This window comes from Aliiroseovarius sp. ABM4_368 (assembly GCF_056161205.1).
On record NZ_JBSWYR010000001.1, the window covers coordinates 1,071,614 to 1,088,464 of the forward strand.

Below are 16,851 nucleotides of genomic sequence, written 5' to 3' on the forward strand. Positions count from 1 at the left end.
CCAAACCCCGGAGGGCTCACCTTCCGGGGTTTCTTATGTCCGTTTCAAGCGCGTCAGTTTCAGGACCAGCAGCAACCACGGCGCACTGTGCATCAGCAGGTCGAAAATATCGACAGGCGCGGTCAGCGTGCCGGATGCCAGCATCCCCAACTTCTCCCAGATATGCGGCGGCGTGAAGGGCGCCAGTCCCAAGGTCAGGCAAGCCACAAGGATTAGGGACAGCGGTATTTCGTCGATGAACTTCACGCAAAAGCTCCTGAACCAAGGGGATACGCGGCACAAGGCCACCCCTGCCCTAACAGGCCGGTTCATTTGACAAAATGTGGTGAAGTGGCGCGGTTGACGGGGCTCGAACCCGCGACCCCCGGCGTGACAGGCCGGTACTCTAACCAACTGAGCTACAACCGCGCGTGGCGGCTGGAATAGCTTGGCGCGGCGGGGCGGTCAATGGGGAAAAACGCGCTGAGCTGTGAAAAAATGTCGGCCCCATTCGGGTGAACTTATCAGCGTTCAGCCAAAGAAAAACCCCGCCAAAGGCGGGGCTTCTTTCAGGCAGTGGTGGCGCGGTTGACGGGGCTCGAACCCGCGACCCCCGGCGTGACAGGCCGGTACTCTAACCAACTGAGCTACAACCGCTCACTGCCAGTCTTGCGACTGTTTGGGCGTTCTAGGCGTACCCGCCGGGGGCGTCAAGCGGCCTTTTGCAGTTTTCGAATTATTTTTCGGTCACGCGGTGCTCATGGTCGGGATGCAGGTGGAAAACAGCCCCTTGCCCGCCTGTTGCGACGTCTAATTACATCTGCCCCGTGGGGACCATGCAAAACCTGAAAGGAAGGAATGGTGGGTGATGAGAGGCTCGAACTCCCGACATCTTCGGTGTAAACGAAGCGCTCTACCAACTGAGCTAATCACCCGCCGTGGGACGCGACATATCGCTATTCGCCGGGGCTTGGCAAGGGGTGAAATCCATTTTTTTCAATTTCTGACGCGGACGTCTTAAAACTGGACGTTGCACCGCTTTGTCTGCACAGAAATTGGCGCTAGACTGCACCCGTTAGCCAGCAGGATTGCTATGCAAGAACCCGTCGTTCCCAAGGGCGTCGCCCATGTCGCCGTCCCCCCTCCGACCGAGTCCGAAACCATTGTTTTCGTGCTGTTGCACAATCTGTCGATGCTGGCCTTTACGTCTGCCATCGAACCCCTTCGCATTGCCAACCAGCTGACGGGACAGATCTTGTATCGCTGGACCACCATGTCCAAGGATGGTCAGAATGTGCGCTGTTCCAACGGAATCGAAATCGGCATTGATCGACCCATTGGCGAGACACCCGCCAACGCCCGCGTTTTTGTATGCTCGGGGGTGCAGCCCGAGAAATCTGTGTCCACCAAAGTCTCGGATTGGGTGCGATTGCAGTGGCGCCTTGGGCGCACGGTCGGGTCGCTGTGCACCGGCGCCTATACGCTGGCCAAGGCGGGCATTCTGGGCGGGCATAAATTCACCCTGCACTGGGAAAACATCGCCCCGTTTCGCGAGCATTTCCCGGACCTTGATCCGGTCGAACAGCTTTACACCATCGACAACCGCGTCCTGACCTGCGGCGGCGGCGCGGCCGCGACCGATCTGTTCCTGCGTCTGATTTATGACACCCACGGGCCGGTTCTGGCGCAGGCTGTGTTGAACATGTGTCTGCATACGGTCCAGCGGTCGGAAACAGATCGCCAGCAAAGCTCGACCTCGGCCACGATTGGGGTGCGCAACGACAAGCTGGTGCGGGTGCTGACCTATTTTGAAGAAAACCTTGAGGACAGCGTCAATCTGGATATCGTTACCGATGAGCTGGGCATCTCGCGCCGCCAGATGGAGCGATTGTTCCGCCATCATTTGAACACAACGCCCAAGAAATACCTGCAAGATCTGCGCCTGCAACGCGCCCGCATTCTGCTGGCTGAAACCGATATGCCGGTGGTCGATGTGGCCATCGCCTGTGGCTATGATTCTGCGGCATACTTCTCGAAACGATTTCGCGAGACCTTCGGCATGTCCCCCCACCGGTTTTCCACGGGCGGGGGGTAAGCCCCCCCGGTTCTCCAACTGTGGAAGATGAAGTCCAGGAAGTTCAGCAAAAGCTGCGCCGCCTGAATTTGTGTGCTTTCAGTCGGGTCATAGACCGGAGCGACCTCGACCAAATCGATGCCAACCACTTCCCCGCCTTTGCTGAGGCCTCGTAGGATTTCAAGCACGTCGTAATAGGCAAAGCCCCCATGGCTGGGCGTGCCGGTTCCCGGTGCAATCGACGGGCAGAACGCGTCAATGTTGATGGCTACCCCCAGCGCGCCTGCGTCCATGATCTTCTTCACGCCATATTCGATACTGGCGTGGCTTTTATCAGTCAGCGTATGGACGATATCCGCGCCGCCCAGATCGACGATGCGAATGTCTGTGCCAAGATGGGTCGCGTCATCCTCGTGATCCGCTGCACTTGGGCTTGAACCGGACACTGTCCGCGCCCTAGGTTGCGTTCGCGACCTATGATGATGGAATCTATGCGTGCCCAATTCGACCGAACTTCTTTTTGATGGTGCATCTCTTCGGGTAATCGGATGCGCGGTCGACCGACCCAAGCTGTTCGTCACGTTTGACCACTGGCGCCGCGACAGGACATCCTTCCCAGATTATGCCCCGTCAAAGACCGCCCTGAACCACGGATTTGGGCATATCTATATCCAGACGGCGCAGAATGACTGGTTCCTAAACCAAGACACCGCGCGAATGCACGCGTTTCTGACCGAGTTGTGTCAGGGTAAGGAAAGCTGCTCGGTCGGGTTCTCGATGGGGGGCTATGGAGCGCTTTTGTTCGCCAACGCGTTGCGCCTGCGCCGGGCATTGCTGCTGTCGCCGCAATATTCGATCATGCCAGACAAAGCCCCGTACGAAACGAACTATCACGACGAAGCTGCCACGCTGGATCCCACGTTGGACAAGCTTGAACCTCTGACGGATGGAAAGCGCCTTCAGGGTATCATCGCCTATGATCCACGACTTGCCCCGCAGGATCGCTTGCACGCCGACAAGATCCGCGCCCTGCACCCGGATCTTCAACCCGTCGCCCTGCCCTTCGGCGGTCACACAGCGCTGAAACATATGGAGGGCACCGGCGTCACCCATGAAATCATGCGCGCCTTTATCGAAGATGACCTGTCGGTTGGTGCGATCCGTGGTGTGCATGGTTTAATCGGGCGTGGCTCGGCACGATACAAACAACGCTTGAAGGCCTATTTGGCCCAACGGCGTGCGCGTACTGCCCCATAGATAAGGGCGAAATCTCTTTGATATAATGGGAAATGGTGGGTGATGAGAGGCTCGAACTCCCGACATCTTCGGTGTAAACGAAGCGCTCTACCAACTGAGCTAATCACCCGACAGGGCGCTATTTAGCGTCGCCTTTCTGGCGGCGCAAGAGCAAGAATGCACCAACACCCCCGGAATAGAAAAAGGGGCGCGACGTTTGCCGTCGCGCCCCATGTTTGTTTGATCCAGTCAGGATCAGTGCGCAGCCGCACCCGAGCCGCCAGCCTTGTTGGCCAGCGCCTGTGCCGCGGCCTCTTCTGCGACCTCGTCCCATTCGACGGCTTCAGGCTTGCGCACCAAAGCGTGTTCCAGGACCTCGGACACGTGGCTGACGGGAATGATGGTCAGCCCCTCTTTCACGTTGTCCGGGATCTCGCGCAGGTCTTTTTCGTTCTCCTGCGGGATCAGAACCGTCTTGATACCACCGCGGAGGGCCGCCAGCAGCTTTTCTTTCAAGCCGCCAATGGCCAACGCATTGCCGCGCAGGGTAACCTCGCCCGTCATGGCGATGTCTTTCTTCACCGGAATGCCCGTCAGGACAGACACGATGGACGTCACCATGGCCAGACCCGCTGATGGACCATCCTTGGGCGTCGCGCCTTCCGGCACGTGCACGTGGATGTCCCACTTTTCGAACTGCGGCGGCTTTACACCGATTTCAGGCGCAATCGAACGGACATAAGAACTGGCCGCATCAATCGATTCCTTCATGACGTCGCCCAGTTTACCGGTGGTCTTCATCCGACCTTTACCCGGCAGACGCAGCGCTTCGATCGACAGAAGGTCGCCGCCAACACTGGTCCAAGCCAGACCGGTGACGACGCCCACTTGATCCGCCTCTTCCGCCAGACCAAAGCGATGCTTGCGCACGCCCAGATAATCATCCAGCAGATCCGGCGTAACCTCGACGGTTTCGACCTCTTTCTTCACCAGCTTGGTCACGGCTTTGCGTGCCAGTTTCGCCAGTTCGCGCTTCAGGTTCCGCACCCCGGCTTCACGGGTGTAATAGCGGATGATGTCGGTCAGAGTGCTTTCCGGCACTGCAAACTCACCCTTTTTCAGACCGTGATCCTTGATGGTCTGAGGCAGAAGGTGACGCGAAGCGATCTCGCGCTTTTCATCTTCGGTGTAGCCGGCCAGCGAAATAATCTCCATCCGGTCCAGAAGCGGCCCCGGCATGTTGTACGAGTTCGCCGTGGTCAGGAACATCACGTTCGACAGATCGTATTCCACTTCAAGATAGTGGTCGACGAAGGTCGAGTTCTGCTCCGGATCAAGCACTTCCAGCATCGCCGAAGCCGGGTCGCCACGGAAATCCTGCCCCATCTTGTCGATTTCATCGAGCAAAATCAGCGGGTTCGTGGTTTTCGCCTTTTTCAGCGCCTGAATGATCTTACCGGGCATCGAGCCGATATAGGTCCGGCGGTGACCGCGGATCTCAGATTCGTCACGCACGCCACCCAACGAGATGCGAATGAACTCGCGACCTGTGGCCTTGGCAACCGACTTCCCAAGCGAAGTCTTACCCACACCCGGAGGGCCAACAAGGCACATGATCGGGCCTTTCAGCTTCTTCGAACGCTGCTGAACCGCCAGATACTCGACGATGCGTTCTTTGACCTTCTCGAGCCCATAGTGATCGGCGTCGAGCACTTTTTGTGCGTTGTTCAGATCTTTTTTCACGCGGCTTTTGGTGCCCCAAGGCAGACCCAACATCCAGTCCAGATAGTTGCGTACAACCGTGGCTTCCGCCGACATGGGCGACATATTGCGAAGCTTCTTCAGCTCGGCATCGGCCTTTTCGCGGGCCTCTTTCGACAGCTTGGTGCCATCGATCTTCTCTTCAAGCTCGGCCAGTTCGTTCTGGCCTTCCTCTCCGTCGCCAAGTTCCTTCTGAATGGCCTTCATCTGTTCATTCAAATAGTACTCGCGCTGGGTACGCTCCATCTGCGACTTGACGCGGGTCTTGATCTTCTTCTCGACCTTCAGAACGGACATTTCACCCTGCATCAGGCCAAAGACTTTCTCAAGCCGCTCGGACACGACGAAGGTTTCTAGAAGCTCTTGTTTCTGGTCCACCTCGACGCCCAGATGACCGGCCACAAGGTCAGCCAGCTTGTCAGGCGCGCGGGTTTCAGAAACGGCGGCAAGTGCCTCTTCTGGAATGTTTTTCTTGATCTTCGCGTAACGCTCGAACTCTTCCCCGACCGAGCGCAGAAGCGCTTCGATTTCGTTCGGGTCGCCCGGGCGTTCTTCGATCACCTCGGCAAAGGCTTCGAAATAAGCGTCGTTTTCAACATAGTCGGTAATGCGGACACGCGACTGGCCTTCGACCAGCACCTTCACGGTGCCATCGGGCAGTTTCAGCAGTTGCAGCACATTGGCCAGCACACCAACCTGATAGATGCCATCCACGTCCGGTTCGTCAATCGCCGGATCGATCTGGCTGGACAGCAGGATTTGCTTGTCATCCGCCATCACCTCTTCCAACGCACGCACGCTTTTTTCGCGCCCCACGAACAGCGGAACGATCATGTGCGGAAACACCACGATGTCGCGCAAGGGTAGGACCGGGAAGGATTGGCTCAGTTGCTCACTCATTGATCTTCCTTATGGTTGGGCAGTCCGCATGTCCCCGATTGTCGGCAGATCACGCGTCCTCCTGTAATTTGGCCTTGGGTTTCAGACCGGTCACGCAGAAATGGGAGCGTGAAGCGGGTATTTCAACCACGTCTGGCCTGTGCCTGACTTCATTGTGACCAGCAATTTCCCGATCCACAAGGCAAGCGCAGCATTTATCCACAGGAAATTTGCACGCTGCTTAAAAGACGCCCAGCGCAAGGCCTGCCGCCATAGCAGCACCCAGTTCAGCACAAGGCGCCAGTTGGTCGTCGCTCAAATGTTTGCGGGCAAGGATTTCCGCCTCGCTCTGCGCATGGGTGCACAGGATCAAGGGCGGCTGCACCTCACGCAAACGCCAGCCCGTCGCGATCCGCGCCAACTGCCGCGCGGCCCCCTGCCCGTCCGAGCCCGCGCATATCATCTGCGCATAGGGACGGCCCTCAATCCGGCCCAACACCGGGTAATAGCAGCGGTCGAAAAACTCTTTCATCTGCCCAGACAGGCTGGCCAAGTTTTCCGGCGCACAGAACAGATAGCCGCTTGCCGCCAGCAAATCCTCCGGCCCCGCCTCCTCGGCAGTCAGTATGCGCGCCGGACCTTCAGCGCGCGCGGCCTCATAAGCAGCCTCGGCCATCTGCCGCGACCCGTTCGTACGCGAATGCCAGACAATCAAAAGTTCCGTCATAGCCTTATTTACCAACCCGCTTATTTTCTTGTCAAAAATATCTCGGGGGAGCGTGATTTGCACAGCAAATCAGGCGGGGGCAGCGCCCCCTCACAAGGGATCGATATCCCCCTGCGCCCGACCGGCATGGAACTCTGTCTCCCACGCGTCAAAGCGGCCTTCGGAAATCGCATCTCGCATCCCCTGCATGATCTCTTGGAAATAATGCAGGTTGTGCCAGGTCAACAGCATGCCCGAGATCATCTCGTTCGAGCGGAACACATGGTGCAGATAGGCACGCGAGTAGTTCTGGCACGCCGGACAGGTGCAATTCTCGTCAATCGGGCGCGGGTCATCTTGGTGACGGGCGTTCTTGATGTTCAGAACACCATGGCGCGTCCAGACTTGCCCCGTGCGGCCCGAGCGTGACGGCAGCACGCAGTCCATCATGTCGATCCCGCGTTTCACAGCACCCACAATGTCATCCGGTTTGCCCACGCCCATCAGATACCGCGGCTTGTCTTCAGGCAGGAAACCGGGCGCATAGTCAAGGCAGTCGAACATCGCTTCTTGCCCCTCGCCCACAGCCAGACCGCCGATGGCATAGCCCTCGAACCCGATCTTGCGCAGCGCTTCGGCGCTTTCCTCGCGGAAATCTTGCTCTAGCCCGCCCTGCATGATGCCGAACAGCGCATGACCTGGACGATCCCCAAACGCATCACGCGACCGCTGTGCCCAGCGCATGGACAGGCGCATGCTTTCGGCAATCCGTTTGCGATCGGCCGGCAGCGCGGGACATTCGTCAAAGCACATCACAATGTCTGATCCCAAAAGCCGCTGGATCTCCATCGAGCGTTCAGGCGTTAGCTCGTGCTTGGAGCCGTCGATATGGGATTTGAACGTCACGCCTTTCTCGGTCAGCTTGCGTAGGCTGGCCAGCGACATAACCTGAAACCCGCCGCTATCCGTCAGGATTGGCTTGTCCCAGTTCATGAACTTATGCAGCCCGCCCAAACGGTCGATCCTTTCGGCCGTGGGGCGCAGCATCAGGTGATAGGTATTGCCCAGCAGGATATCCGCGCCAGTGGCCGCCACACTTTCCGGCATCATCGCCTTCACCGTGGCTGCCGTCCCCACCGGCATAAAGGCAGGCGTACGAATATCCCCGCGCGGCGTGTGAATGACACCGGTGCGCGCGCGCCCATCGGTTGCGTTCAGCGTATATGAAAACTTGGTCGTGCATTGATCAGTCATGGCCGAGATGTGACCCAACGCGGCCCGAAAGCCAAGGGCAATTGTCAGTTCAACCTAACCTTCGGCCTATCCTTCGGTGGGAATTTCCGCGTCGCCCAAGTGTCTCAACGCATTTATCACTCTTGGGTCTTTCGCCAATTGTTCGGCCAGACGCTCTAATCTTCGGCTGGCCAGCATCAACTCAGTTGTTATGAACGGGTCAAGATGCACTGCCAGATCATAGGCAAATCCCTGAACCATCTCGGCTGCGTCCGACAGTTGCTCTATTCGGCTTGCTCCCTCGGCCCCCTGTTCAGACGAACCTTTAATATCCGTGGTCATTGCGCCACGCACCCCTTATCTTTTCCCCTTGCCTATACCTGGCAGTCGACCCAACATGATGTTTATGAAGTAAAATTGACCTACAACTATGGCGAAATTTAGCCGCATATTCGTCAATATAAAGCTGTATATATATCTCAATTCGGCGATGACAACCCTGCCATATTGCACGCATTTTGCGATGTCCGTCCCGGCGCCTCTGGACGTTGTGCACCGAGAACCTTATATGTTCGCTCAGGATTAGAGCGAGACCAGCATGACCGATACAGCCGATACAAGGATTGAAGGCGATCCCCTGATCAAACCGTCCAGCGTAGAGCACCCGCTCTACGGCGCGGTGGTCGAGGCATGCCGCACCGTCTATGACCCGGAAATCCCGGTAAATATCTTCGATCTTGGCCTTATCTATACGATCGAGATCAACGACCAGAACGAGGTCGACCTGATCATGACCCTGACCGCCCCCGGCTGCCCTGTTGCAGGCGACATGCCCGGCTGGTTGGTCGAAGCGATCGAACCGGTTGCGGGCGTCAAGCAGGTGAATGTCGAACTGACATGGGAGCCCCCTTGGGGCATGGAGAATATGTCGGACGAGGCGCGGCTGGAGCTGGGCTTTATGTAAGCGCCCCGAAATACCTTCTGCCAGCACATACTGGCCCAGCGCAACCCAAACGGGTTGCGTTTTGCGTTTTGCAGCCCTTTTGGGATGCACTTAAGGCATAGCAACCTAAAAAGGTTGCATTTCTGCATTCGCAACCTATTATGGTTGCACTATGAGTGAAAACCTGCCCCATATCGCCGTCCTGACAGGGGACATCATCGGCTCGACCAAAATGTTGCCCGAGGACTTGGAACGTGCGTTTGAAGCGCTCGCTGCCTCGGCCGAAGTTCAAGCCGACTGGCACGGAGAAGATCTTCACTTCACCCGCCAGCGCGGAGATGGGTGGCAGGTGAGACTCGCGCGCCCCGAGCTGGCCTTGCGGTCTGCGCTGGCATTTCGCGCAGCGCTAAGGTGTGAAGGGAAGAGGTTTTCGACCTTTATGGCAGTGGCAGAGGGAGAAGCCTCATCGACGGATCCCGACAGGAACCTCAACTACCTTACTAAAATGCCATTTGTTCAAAGCGGCCGAATGCTGGACAACCTGAAAAACAATCCCACCACGCGTGAGATCGCACATACAGCGCAAAATGCAAAAGGTGCATCGTTTACACTTGCCGACCATATCTCGCAAAGCTGGACCCCAGCCCAAGCTGCTGCCATCCTGCCGATGTTGGCACTGGGCAAACCGCCAAGCCATTCCGAAGTTGCGCGCGGGTTGGGTAAATCCCGACAAGCTGTCACCAAAGCTCTCGAAGGTGCTGGATTGGAAGCTATCCTCATGGCGCTAACAGCGATCGAAAACGAAGAGGCCCAAAATGATTGAAACCTTCACAGCCCTCCTCTTTGCCCATGTCCTCGCTGATTTTGTCTTTCAGAACAATTGGATCAATAACAACAAGCAGCGCCCCCAAGTCCTGCTCCTCCACGCGCTGATCGTACTTGCAACCGCGCAACTCGCGCTGGGCGTTTATAATGCGCCTGAACTGCTCGCCCTCGCCCTTACACATCTGATCATCGATGCGGTTAAGTCCTATGGCGGGTTTCGCAAGCTCTCCGGATTTCTATGGGATCAGGCAGCGCATCTTCTGAGCCTCGTCGCGGTGGCATTCTACGCACCCACCCTTTGGAGCACGTGGTCCGACACCGCCCTGCCCCTTATGGCGCTGGCTGCAGGGGCGATCCTTGCCACGCGGGCGGGCGGATTTGCGGTTGGGCTTCTCATGCAGCCGCACTCCATGCGCATCCGCAACAATGGGCTGAAAGGTGGCGGCTGGACCATCGGCATTCTTGAGCGCGGGTTGGTCTTTGTCCTGATTCTGGCCGAGCTCCCCCTTGGCGTGGGCTTTCTGGTCGCTGCCAAGTCCATCCTGCGTTTCGGCACAGCAAGCCGCGATCAGCGCACTGCCGAATATGTGATCATCGGCACTTTGGCCAGTTTCGGCTGGGCGATCCTGGCCGGTTTCGCCACCCAAGGCCTTCTTTCCCTTCTGCCCCCGCTTGAGATTGCCGTTTGGCTTCCCTAAGTTAGAGGTAAGCGACAAGGATCACAGACATGTTCGGTATTCCCGGCACTTCACCCATCACCATGACCCCAGCAGCCGAAGCGCAAATTGCCAAGCTGATGGAGAAGGACGGCCACAAAGGCCTGCGCATTGGCGTCAAGAAAGGCGGCTGTGCGGGGATGGAATACACCATGGATTACGTGGACGAGGTCGAGCCCCATGACGAGGTGGTCGAACAGGGCAATGCCCGCGTGATGATCGCACCTATGGCGCAGATGTTCCTGTTTGGGACCGAGATCGACTATGAAATCTCGCTTCTGGAAAGCGGCTTCAAGTTCAACAATCCCAACGTGACCGAGGCCTGCGGCTGTGGCGAGTCGATCAAATTCGACGACACCTTGTCTGCCGCACCTGCCGATCTTAACGCCCCTCCGAAATTCTAAGCGCGCCCAACCACGCGCGCTCTTTTTCTTGTCATAAATATCCCGGGGTAGAGTGAAAACCCACAGGGCTTTCACTCAAGGGGCAGAGCCCCTCAGGCTCACGAAGTGAGCCACCGCGCGCGTTAACCTTCCGCCTGCGCCATCAAGTGCAGGTAAGTCTCGTCAAACCGCTTCTTCATGTGATCCCCAGCCATGATCGGCTGATCAGACCCCTTCGGGGCCACATTGGTATCGTGGTTGGGATTGAAGAACATCGGCACAGAAATCCGCTCGTCCCCCGACCCGACGACACGGTGCAAGGTCGCCTTCACACGGCCTTCGGTCCACATCTCAAGCATTTCGCCGAAGTTGATCACGAAATCCCCAAGCGGTGCACTCACTGGCAGCCAGGTGTCATTCGCCCCCTGCACTTCAAGCCCCGCGACACCGTCGGATGCCAACAGCGTCACACAGCCATAATCCGTATGCGCTGCGATACCGAAATCCTTGTCCCCCGCCCAATCCGGGCGTGGTGGGTAATAGTTCCCGCGCAACAGCGCCATGGGGCGGGTGAAGGCCGCATCGAAATAGGTTTCATCCTCGCCGATGGCCGCCGCGATCCCGCGCAGAACCCTCATCGCGACGCCCAGCGCTTTGGTGTAATAGGACTGAATGGCCTCGCGAAAGCCATCCGTTTCAGGCCATTGGTTGTCGCCATACACCGACAGGTTCTGCGCGCGCAGAGGATCATCTGGGGCCAATTCGAACCCGCAATCAAAGACCTCTTTGAAATCGGGGTTTGCGTCAGGATCCACCTGTTCGCTGCCCGGAGCGCCCCAACCGCGATTGGCCCCTGTGCGCGCCATGTTCACAGTTTCCTTCACCACCTTGGGTTCGTGAAAAAACGCGCGATACATGGCAATCGTTGCCGACAGCTCGTCATTGCTGATCGCGGTGTTGTGCACAGTCAGAAAGCCCACCTCTTGCACACCGCGCAGCAGCTCGGCCATCGTGGCGGGATCACGGGCATCAATCAGGGCAGCGTCCAGTCTGGGGATCATCGGGGGCCTCGCAAAACAAACTTGTTCGCTTCTACAACACGCGCCCCACGGATCAATGGCAAAATGCCCGCAGGGCTTGACGCCCCGTGCCCCGCGTCGGAAAACGGGCTGACATAAAATGGGAGATCGACATGCGGCGCAAAATGGCAGCAGGCAACTGGAAAATGAACGGCCTGCAGGGCAACCTAACCGAGCTGGACGCGCTGGCGCAGGGATTTGGGGACGTGGAATGCGACATCCTGATTTGCCCACCCGCCACATTGATCGCTCAAGCCGCCACCACCGGCGGGAACGCCATCGCCATTGGCGGGCAAGATTGCCACACAGCGGAAACCGGCGCGCATACGGGCGATATCTCGGCGCAGATGCTGAAAGACGCAGGCGCAAGCCATGTGATCCTTGGCCATTCCGAACGGCGCGAAGATCATCAGGAAAGCGACCATGATGTGCGCCTTAAGGCCAATGCCGCAATTGACGCCGGCCTGAAGGTCGTGATCTGCTGTGGTGAAAGCCTGGAAGAGCGGGACGCCAACAACACGTTGGACATTATCGGCGGGCAACTTGCGGGCTCGATCCCCGATCAGGTCACCGGCGAGAACCTGATTGTCGCTTACGAACCCATCTGGGCGATTGGCACAGGCAAAGTGCCGACGTTGGACCAGATCGGCGAGGTACATGACTTCATCCGCGCCCGCCTTGAACGCCGCTTTGGCGAGGGCGTGGGGCGCTCGACCCGTCTGCTTTACGGTGGATCGGTCAAACCGTCCAATGCGGCCGAGATCTTTGGCGTGTCCAACGTTGATGGCGCTTTGGTCGGCGGGGCCAGCCTGAAGGCCGAGGATTTCGGGCAGATCATCTCGGCGCTGGCATCGTCCTGATCCCAATCTATATGCAAGCTTACAGCCCCGGCCCTTGTGTCGGGGCTTTTCACATCTTGACAGGGCGTAACGCTTAATTAACATCGCAACCAATTATCACAGGAGCCCGCAATGAACTTTGACGATCTGGCCGACTGGCAAAAGCGCGCTGCCGATTGGGCGCGGGATTATCATGCAGGCTTGCGCAACCGCCCGGTGCGGCCTGACATCGCGCCCGGCGACTTTCTGGCCAAGATCGAAGCCCCTGTTCCAGAAGCCCCCGAAGCGATGGAAACCATTTTCGACGACTTCACCCGGCTGGTCCCCGACGCCATGACCCACTGGCAGCACCCGCGCTTCTTTGCCTATTTCCCAGCCAATGCCGCCCCTGCCTCGATGCTGGCCGAGCAATTGGCCAACGCCATGTCGGCCCAAGCGATGCTGTGGCAAACTGCGCCCGCCGCCAATGAAATGGAGGATCTGGTGATCCGTTGGCTGCGCGACGGAATGGGATTACCCGATGATTTCACCGGCACCATCCATGACAGTGCGACAACCGCCACGTTTTCCGCCGTAACCACGATGCGCGAGCTGGCGCTGGAACATACCGGCATCACCAAGGGCCTGTCCGGTGCGCCGCAGCTGCGCATTTATGCCAGCGCGCAGACCCATTCCAGTGTCGACAAGGCCGTACGTCTTTCGGGGATCGGACAGGACAATCTTGTAAAGGTGCCGACAATTCCCGGCCATCCCACTTGGTCGATGGACCCGGACGCTCTGGATCGCTTAATCCGTGAAGACGAGGCCGCCGGGCACAAACCTGCGGGCGTTGTACTCTGCGTTGGCGGCACATCCATTGGGGCATGCGACGACATTGCGGCCTGCATCAAGGTCGCCCACGGCCGCGGACTGACCGTGCATGTGGACGCTGCATGGGCCGGTTCAGCAATGATCTGCGAGGAGTTCCGGTATCTTTGGGCGGGGATCGAGGACGCCGACAGCATCATCTTCAACCCGCATAAATGGCTTGGCGCGCAGTTTGATTGCGCTGTGCAATTCCTGCGCAACCCCGGCCCGCAAATCGGTGCGATGGGCCTGCGACCGGAATACCTGAAGACCCAAGGCGCGGACGAGATCGTGAACTATAACGAATGGACCCTGCCCCTTGGCCGCCGCTTCCGCGCGCTGAAAATCTGGTTCCTTCTGCGCGCCGAGGGCCTGTCGGGCCTGCGCACCCGCATCCGAAACCACGTTGCGTGGGCAAATGAAGCAAGCGAAGCCATCGCCGCCCTGCCCGGCTTTGAAATCACCACGCCGCCGATCCTGTCGCTCTTCAGCTTCCGCTTTCACGACGACACCAAAACCGCCGAGCTTTTGGAACGTGTGAACCGCGACGGACGCATCTATCTGACCCAGACCTATTACGACGGAGACTTCGTCATTCGCGTGTCTGTAGGACAATTCACCTGCACGCGAGAAGACGTGATGGCGATCCCCGCCGTTCTATCCGACCTTGCACAAGATCTGTAATGTCAGGAAATATTTACATTTTTCTGAATATGCTCTATAGTATAGGGGCTGGTGTCACGGGCAACTGACATTTTATTGACCAAAGCTCGGCACACCGAAGCCTGTATCGCCCCTTATATTAGAGGCAAGCGAGAGAGGGTATTCACATGGATGATTTCCGTGAACATTTTCTGGGCCGACACGCTGAAAACCTGACGGACAGCTGCACCGCCCACCACGCAGATATTCTGCCGGACCGGCGCCATTTCGGGCAGAATTTCACCTTTCATGAATATGTGGTCGATGGGGTCGTGCATGGGCTGGGGGTTGTCGCGGCCCTGATCGGGTCGATCACGCTGATCCTTTGGGCGTCCGGCGACGCGCCGATGGGTCATCTGCCGCCGCTTTTGATCTATGGCATCGGGATGGTCGCCAGTTTCGCACTGTCCGCTGCTTATAACATGACCCTGCACACCTCTGCCCGTTCTGTCCTTCGCCGCTTTGATCATGCGGCGATTTTTCTTTTTATAGCTGCGACTTATACACCCATTGCCCTGATCGGGATCGGAGGCAGCACTGGTCTGGCATGGGCCGCCCTGATCTGGAGCGTGGCATTGTTTGGCATGATGCTGAAGCTCTTCTTCCTGTGCCGGTTTGAACGCACGGGCTTTATGCTGACCCTGATGCTGGGCTGGATGGGCGTGTTGATGATCGGGCCGTTGCTGGCCAGCGTCAGCCTTGGGGTGTTGGTGCTTTTGGTGGGCGGGGGGTTCCTGTTCACCATCGGAACACTCTTTCACCTACGAGAACACTGGCCTTTCAACCGGGCCATCTGGCATGTGCATGTGCTGTTGGGGGCCGCGGCCCATTATGCGGCTGTGGTTATGGTGGCCTGGTCCTGAACCGGCCCCAAGCCTGCACGAAAAACGTCACCTGTTGACGCAAACAGGACAGAAGCGCCCCGATTGCCATTCCTATCCTGAGGTCGGAGGGCCCTATGGATCGACTTGATTGGAAGATCTCAATCGTTGTGCGCACCATTGGTGCTGAGCGCGGTCGCGCGGCGCGTGGACGTCCCTGCTGATGTCATTTCCCGGAAATTGACACATCAGCAGGAAGGACATCCCACTTATGACAGTAAGAACTTCACGCCGCTCGGGTGGTCGGCAAGCCCGTCAGGCGCTTCGCGCAGCCCCCTTGGCTAAGGAAACCCGCCCAGTGCGCGCGGGGCTTGAGGGCGGCACTTACAAGCCGCTGACCCCAGAAGGAATAGAACGCATACACCAAGCCGCACTGGATGCGCTGGAACAGATCGGTCTGGCCGATGCTCCCCCGTCTGGCATCGAGATTATGACCAGCGTCGGCGCGATTCTAGGCGATGACGGTCGGCTGCGTTTCCCCCGCGCCTTGGTCGAAGACATGCTGGCCAAGGCTGCCAAGGACATCACACTGCGCGGGCGCGACCCACAGCATGATCTGGACCTGACCGGCACGCGGGTGCATTACGGCACCGCAGGTGCGGCGGTGCATATGGTTGATGTAGACGGGCGCGAGTACCGCGAAAGCACCGTGCAAGACCTGCATGACGCCGCCCGCATCGCAGATCAGCTGGACAACATCCACTTCCTGCAACGCCCAATGGTCTGCCGCGACATTCCCGACAACCGCGAGATGGACCTGAACTCGATCTATGCCTGTGTGTCGGGCACGACCAAACATATCGGCACGTCCTTCACCGAGCCGGACTTCGTCGATGACGGGATCGAGCTTTTGCACATGATGGCAGGTGGAGAAGACGCGTGGCGTGCGCGGCCTTTTGTGTCAAACACCAACTGCTTTGTCGTGCCGCCGATGAAGTTTGCCACCGAAAGCTGTCAGGTGATGGAGAAGGTCATCGCTGCCGGAATGCCCGTGCTGCTGCTGTCGGCAGGTATGGCCACCGCCACCGCCCCACCCACGCTGGCGGGCGCGATCGTGCAAGCCGTGGCGGAATGCTTGGCGGGTGTTGTCTATGTCAACGCGATCAAACCGGGCCACCCGGCGATCTTCGGCACATGGCCCTTCGTGGTCGATCTGCGATCCGGCGCGATGTCAGGTGGGTCGGGCGAACAGGCGCTGATGACAGCGGGGTGTGCGCAAATGCACCAGTTTTACGGCCTTCCGGGCGGCGCGGCGGCCGGGTTCTCGGATGCGAAACTACCAGATATGCAGGCCGGGTGGGAGCAGATGTGCTCGAACGTGATGGCGGGGTTGTCGGGGCTGAACATGGTCTATGAAGCCGCTGGGATGCATGCGTCATTGCTGGGCTTTTGCCACGAAAGCCTGATCCTTGGGGATGACATTATCGGGCAGGCCTTACGCTGCGTGCGCGGGATCGAAGTGACCGAGGATGCCGTCAGTTTGGATATGATGCGGTCTGTCTGTTTGGGCGGACCGGGCCACTATCTGGGCGAGGATCAGACGCTGAGCCTGATGCAGACGGAATTTGTCTATCCTACATTGGGCGACCGCACGTCCCCCAAAGAATGGGCCGAAGTTGGAAAGCCAGATCTGGTGCAGGCCGCAAAGGCAAAGAAAGAGGCCATTCTGGCCGAACGCGCGCGCGCGCGTTTGGATCCTACGGTGGATGAGGCGATCCGCGCGCGGTTCAACATTCACTTGCCGAAATAGGCCGCTATTTGGCCAGCTC

The 16,851-nt window shown here is 58.4% G+C and carries 16 protein-coding genes, 4 tRNA genes and 1 pseudogene; 10 read left to right on the forward strand and 11 right to left on the reverse strand.

Annotation, left to right across the window (positions count from 1 at the left end):
* Positions 1-33: 33 nt before the first annotated feature.
* From ACXAH3_RS05290 to ACXAH3_RS05305, 4 genes are all read right to left on the reverse strand, one after another.
* The gene (locus tag ACXAH3_RS05290) at positions 34-246 is read right to left on the reverse strand and encodes an RND transporter (RefSeq protein WP_474861010.1); all 213 of its coding nucleotides are present in this window, start codon (positions 244-246) and stop codon (positions 34-36) included.
* A gap of 85 nt (positions 247-331) precedes the next feature.
* Positions 332-408: transfer RNA gene (locus tag ACXAH3_RS05295), tRNA-Asp, on the reverse strand.
* A 151-nt stretch (positions 409-559) separates the two neighbouring features.
* A tRNA-Asp gene (locus ACXAH3_RS05300) sits at positions 560-636 on the reverse strand.
* 202 nt (positions 637-838) lie between these two features.
* Positions 839-914, reverse strand: a tRNA-Val gene (locus ACXAH3_RS05305).
* Between the two features lie 158 nt (positions 915-1,072).
* On the opposite strand from ACXAH3_RS05305, the gene ACXAH3_RS05310 reads away from it, so the two are divergent.
* Positions 1,073-2,074 (forward strand): GlxA family transcriptional regulator, encoded by a 1,002-nt coding sequence (locus ACXAH3_RS05310; RefSeq protein ID WP_474861011.1) that lies wholly within the window; start codon positions 1,073-1,075, stop codon positions 2,072-2,074.
* Positions 2,075-2,091: 17 nt separating this feature from the next.
* Here the strand turns inward: ACXAH3_RS05310 and ACXAH3_RS05315 are convergent.
* A pseudogene (locus ACXAH3_RS05315) lies at positions 2,092-2,478 on the reverse strand (arginase family protein); the annotation flags it as partial.
* Between the two features lie 70 nt (positions 2,479-2,548).
* On the opposite strand from ACXAH3_RS05315, the gene ACXAH3_RS05320 reads away from it, so the two are divergent.
* Entirely contained in the window at positions 2,549-3,310 is a 762-nt protein-coding gene (locus ACXAH3_RS05320) for a hypothetical protein (protein WP_474861012.1), read from the forward strand.
* Between the two features lie 33 nt (positions 3,311-3,343).
* Here the strand turns inward: ACXAH3_RS05320 and ACXAH3_RS05325 are convergent.
* From ACXAH3_RS05325 to ACXAH3_RS05345, 5 genes are all read right to left on the reverse strand, one after another.
* Positions 3,344-3,419 (reverse strand) — tRNA-Val (locus tag ACXAH3_RS05325).
* A 125-nt stretch (positions 3,420-3,544) separates the two neighbouring features.
* Positions 3,545-5,950, reverse strand: coding sequence for an endopeptidase La (gene lon, locus ACXAH3_RS05330; RefSeq protein WP_474861013.1), 2,406 nt, complete (start codon positions 5,948-5,950; stop codon positions 3,545-3,547).
* A 220-nt stretch (positions 5,951-6,170) separates the two neighbouring features.
* A complete protein-coding gene (locus ACXAH3_RS05335) occupies positions 6,171-6,656 on the reverse strand; it encodes a flavodoxin family protein (protein WP_474861014.1) in 486 nt (161 codons plus the stop codon).
* A 90-nt stretch (positions 6,657-6,746) separates the two neighbouring features.
* Entirely contained in the window at positions 6,747-7,889 is a 1,143-nt protein-coding gene (gene tgt / locus ACXAH3_RS05340; RefSeq protein WP_474861015.1) for a tRNA guanosine(34) transglycosylase Tgt, read from the reverse strand.
* Positions 7,890-7,955: 66 nt separating this feature from the next.
* The gene (locus ACXAH3_RS05345; RefSeq protein ID WP_474861016.1) at positions 7,956-8,210 is read right to left on the reverse strand and encodes a hypothetical protein; all 255 of its coding nucleotides are present in this window, start codon (positions 8,208-8,210) and stop codon (positions 7,956-7,958) included.
* Between the two features lie 256 nt (positions 8,211-8,466).
* On the opposite strand from ACXAH3_RS05345, the gene ACXAH3_RS05350 reads away from it, so the two are divergent.
* The 4 genes from ACXAH3_RS05350 (at position 8,467) to ACXAH3_RS05365 (ending at position 10,756) form a co-directional block, all read left to right on the forward strand.
* Positions 8,467-8,832 (forward strand): SUF system Fe-S cluster assembly protein, encoded by a 366-nt coding sequence (locus ACXAH3_RS05350; RefSeq protein ID WP_474861017.1) that lies wholly within the window; start codon positions 8,467-8,469, stop codon positions 8,830-8,832.
* 151 nt (positions 8,833-8,983) lie between these two features.
* Complete coding sequence (locus ACXAH3_RS05355; protein ID WP_474861018.1) at positions 8,984-9,634, forward strand: MarR family transcriptional regulator; 651 nt, start codon at positions 8,984-8,986, stop codon at positions 9,632-9,634.
* Complete coding sequence (locus tag ACXAH3_RS05360; RefSeq protein WP_474861019.1) at positions 9,627-10,334, forward strand: DUF3307 domain-containing protein; 708 nt, start codon at positions 9,627-9,629, stop codon at positions 10,332-10,334. The genes ACXAH3_RS05355 and ACXAH3_RS05360 overlap by 8 nt, the downstream gene beginning before the upstream one ends.
* A 29-nt stretch (positions 10,335-10,363) precedes the next feature.
* A complete protein-coding gene (locus ACXAH3_RS05365) occupies positions 10,364-10,756 on the forward strand; it encodes a HesB/IscA family protein (protein ID WP_474861020.1) in 393 nt (130 codons plus the stop codon).
* Positions 10,757-10,878: 122 nt separating this feature from the next.
* On the opposite strand, the gene ACXAH3_RS05370 is transcribed toward ACXAH3_RS05365, so the two are convergent.
* Positions 10,879-11,796: an isopenicillin N synthase family dioxygenase gene (locus ACXAH3_RS05370; protein ID WP_474861021.1), complete on the reverse strand. Its 918-nt coding sequence runs from the start codon at positions 11,794-11,796 to the stop codon at positions 10,879-10,881.
* 131 nt (positions 11,797-11,927) lie between these two features.
* Here ACXAH3_RS05370 and tpiA point away from each other — a divergent pair, with 131 nt between their 5' ends.
* From tpiA to ACXAH3_RS05390, 4 genes are all read left to right on the forward strand, one after another.
* Positions 11,928-12,674 carry a triose-phosphate isomerase gene (gene tpiA / locus ACXAH3_RS05375; protein ID WP_474861022.1) on the forward strand — a complete coding sequence of 249 codons (747 nt, stop codon included), beginning with the start codon at positions 11,928-11,930 and terminating at the stop codon, positions 12,672-12,674.
* Positions 12,675-12,785: 111 nt separating this feature from the next.
* Complete coding sequence (locus ACXAH3_RS05380; protein ID WP_474861023.1) at positions 12,786-14,183, forward strand: pyridoxal phosphate-dependent decarboxylase family protein; 1,398 nt, start codon at positions 12,786-12,788, stop codon at positions 14,181-14,183.
* 146 nt (positions 14,184-14,329) lie between these two features.
* Positions 14,330-15,064: a PAQR family membrane homeostasis protein TrhA gene (trhA, locus tag ACXAH3_RS05385; RefSeq protein ID WP_474861024.1), complete on the forward strand. Its 735-nt coding sequence runs from the start codon at positions 14,330-14,332 to the stop codon at positions 15,062-15,064.
* Between the two features lie 229 nt (positions 15,065-15,293).
* Entirely contained in the window at positions 15,294-16,832 is a 1,539-nt protein-coding gene (locus ACXAH3_RS05390) for a trimethylamine methyltransferase family protein (protein ID WP_474861025.1), read from the forward strand.
* Positions 16,833-16,851: the final 19 nt, after the last annotated feature.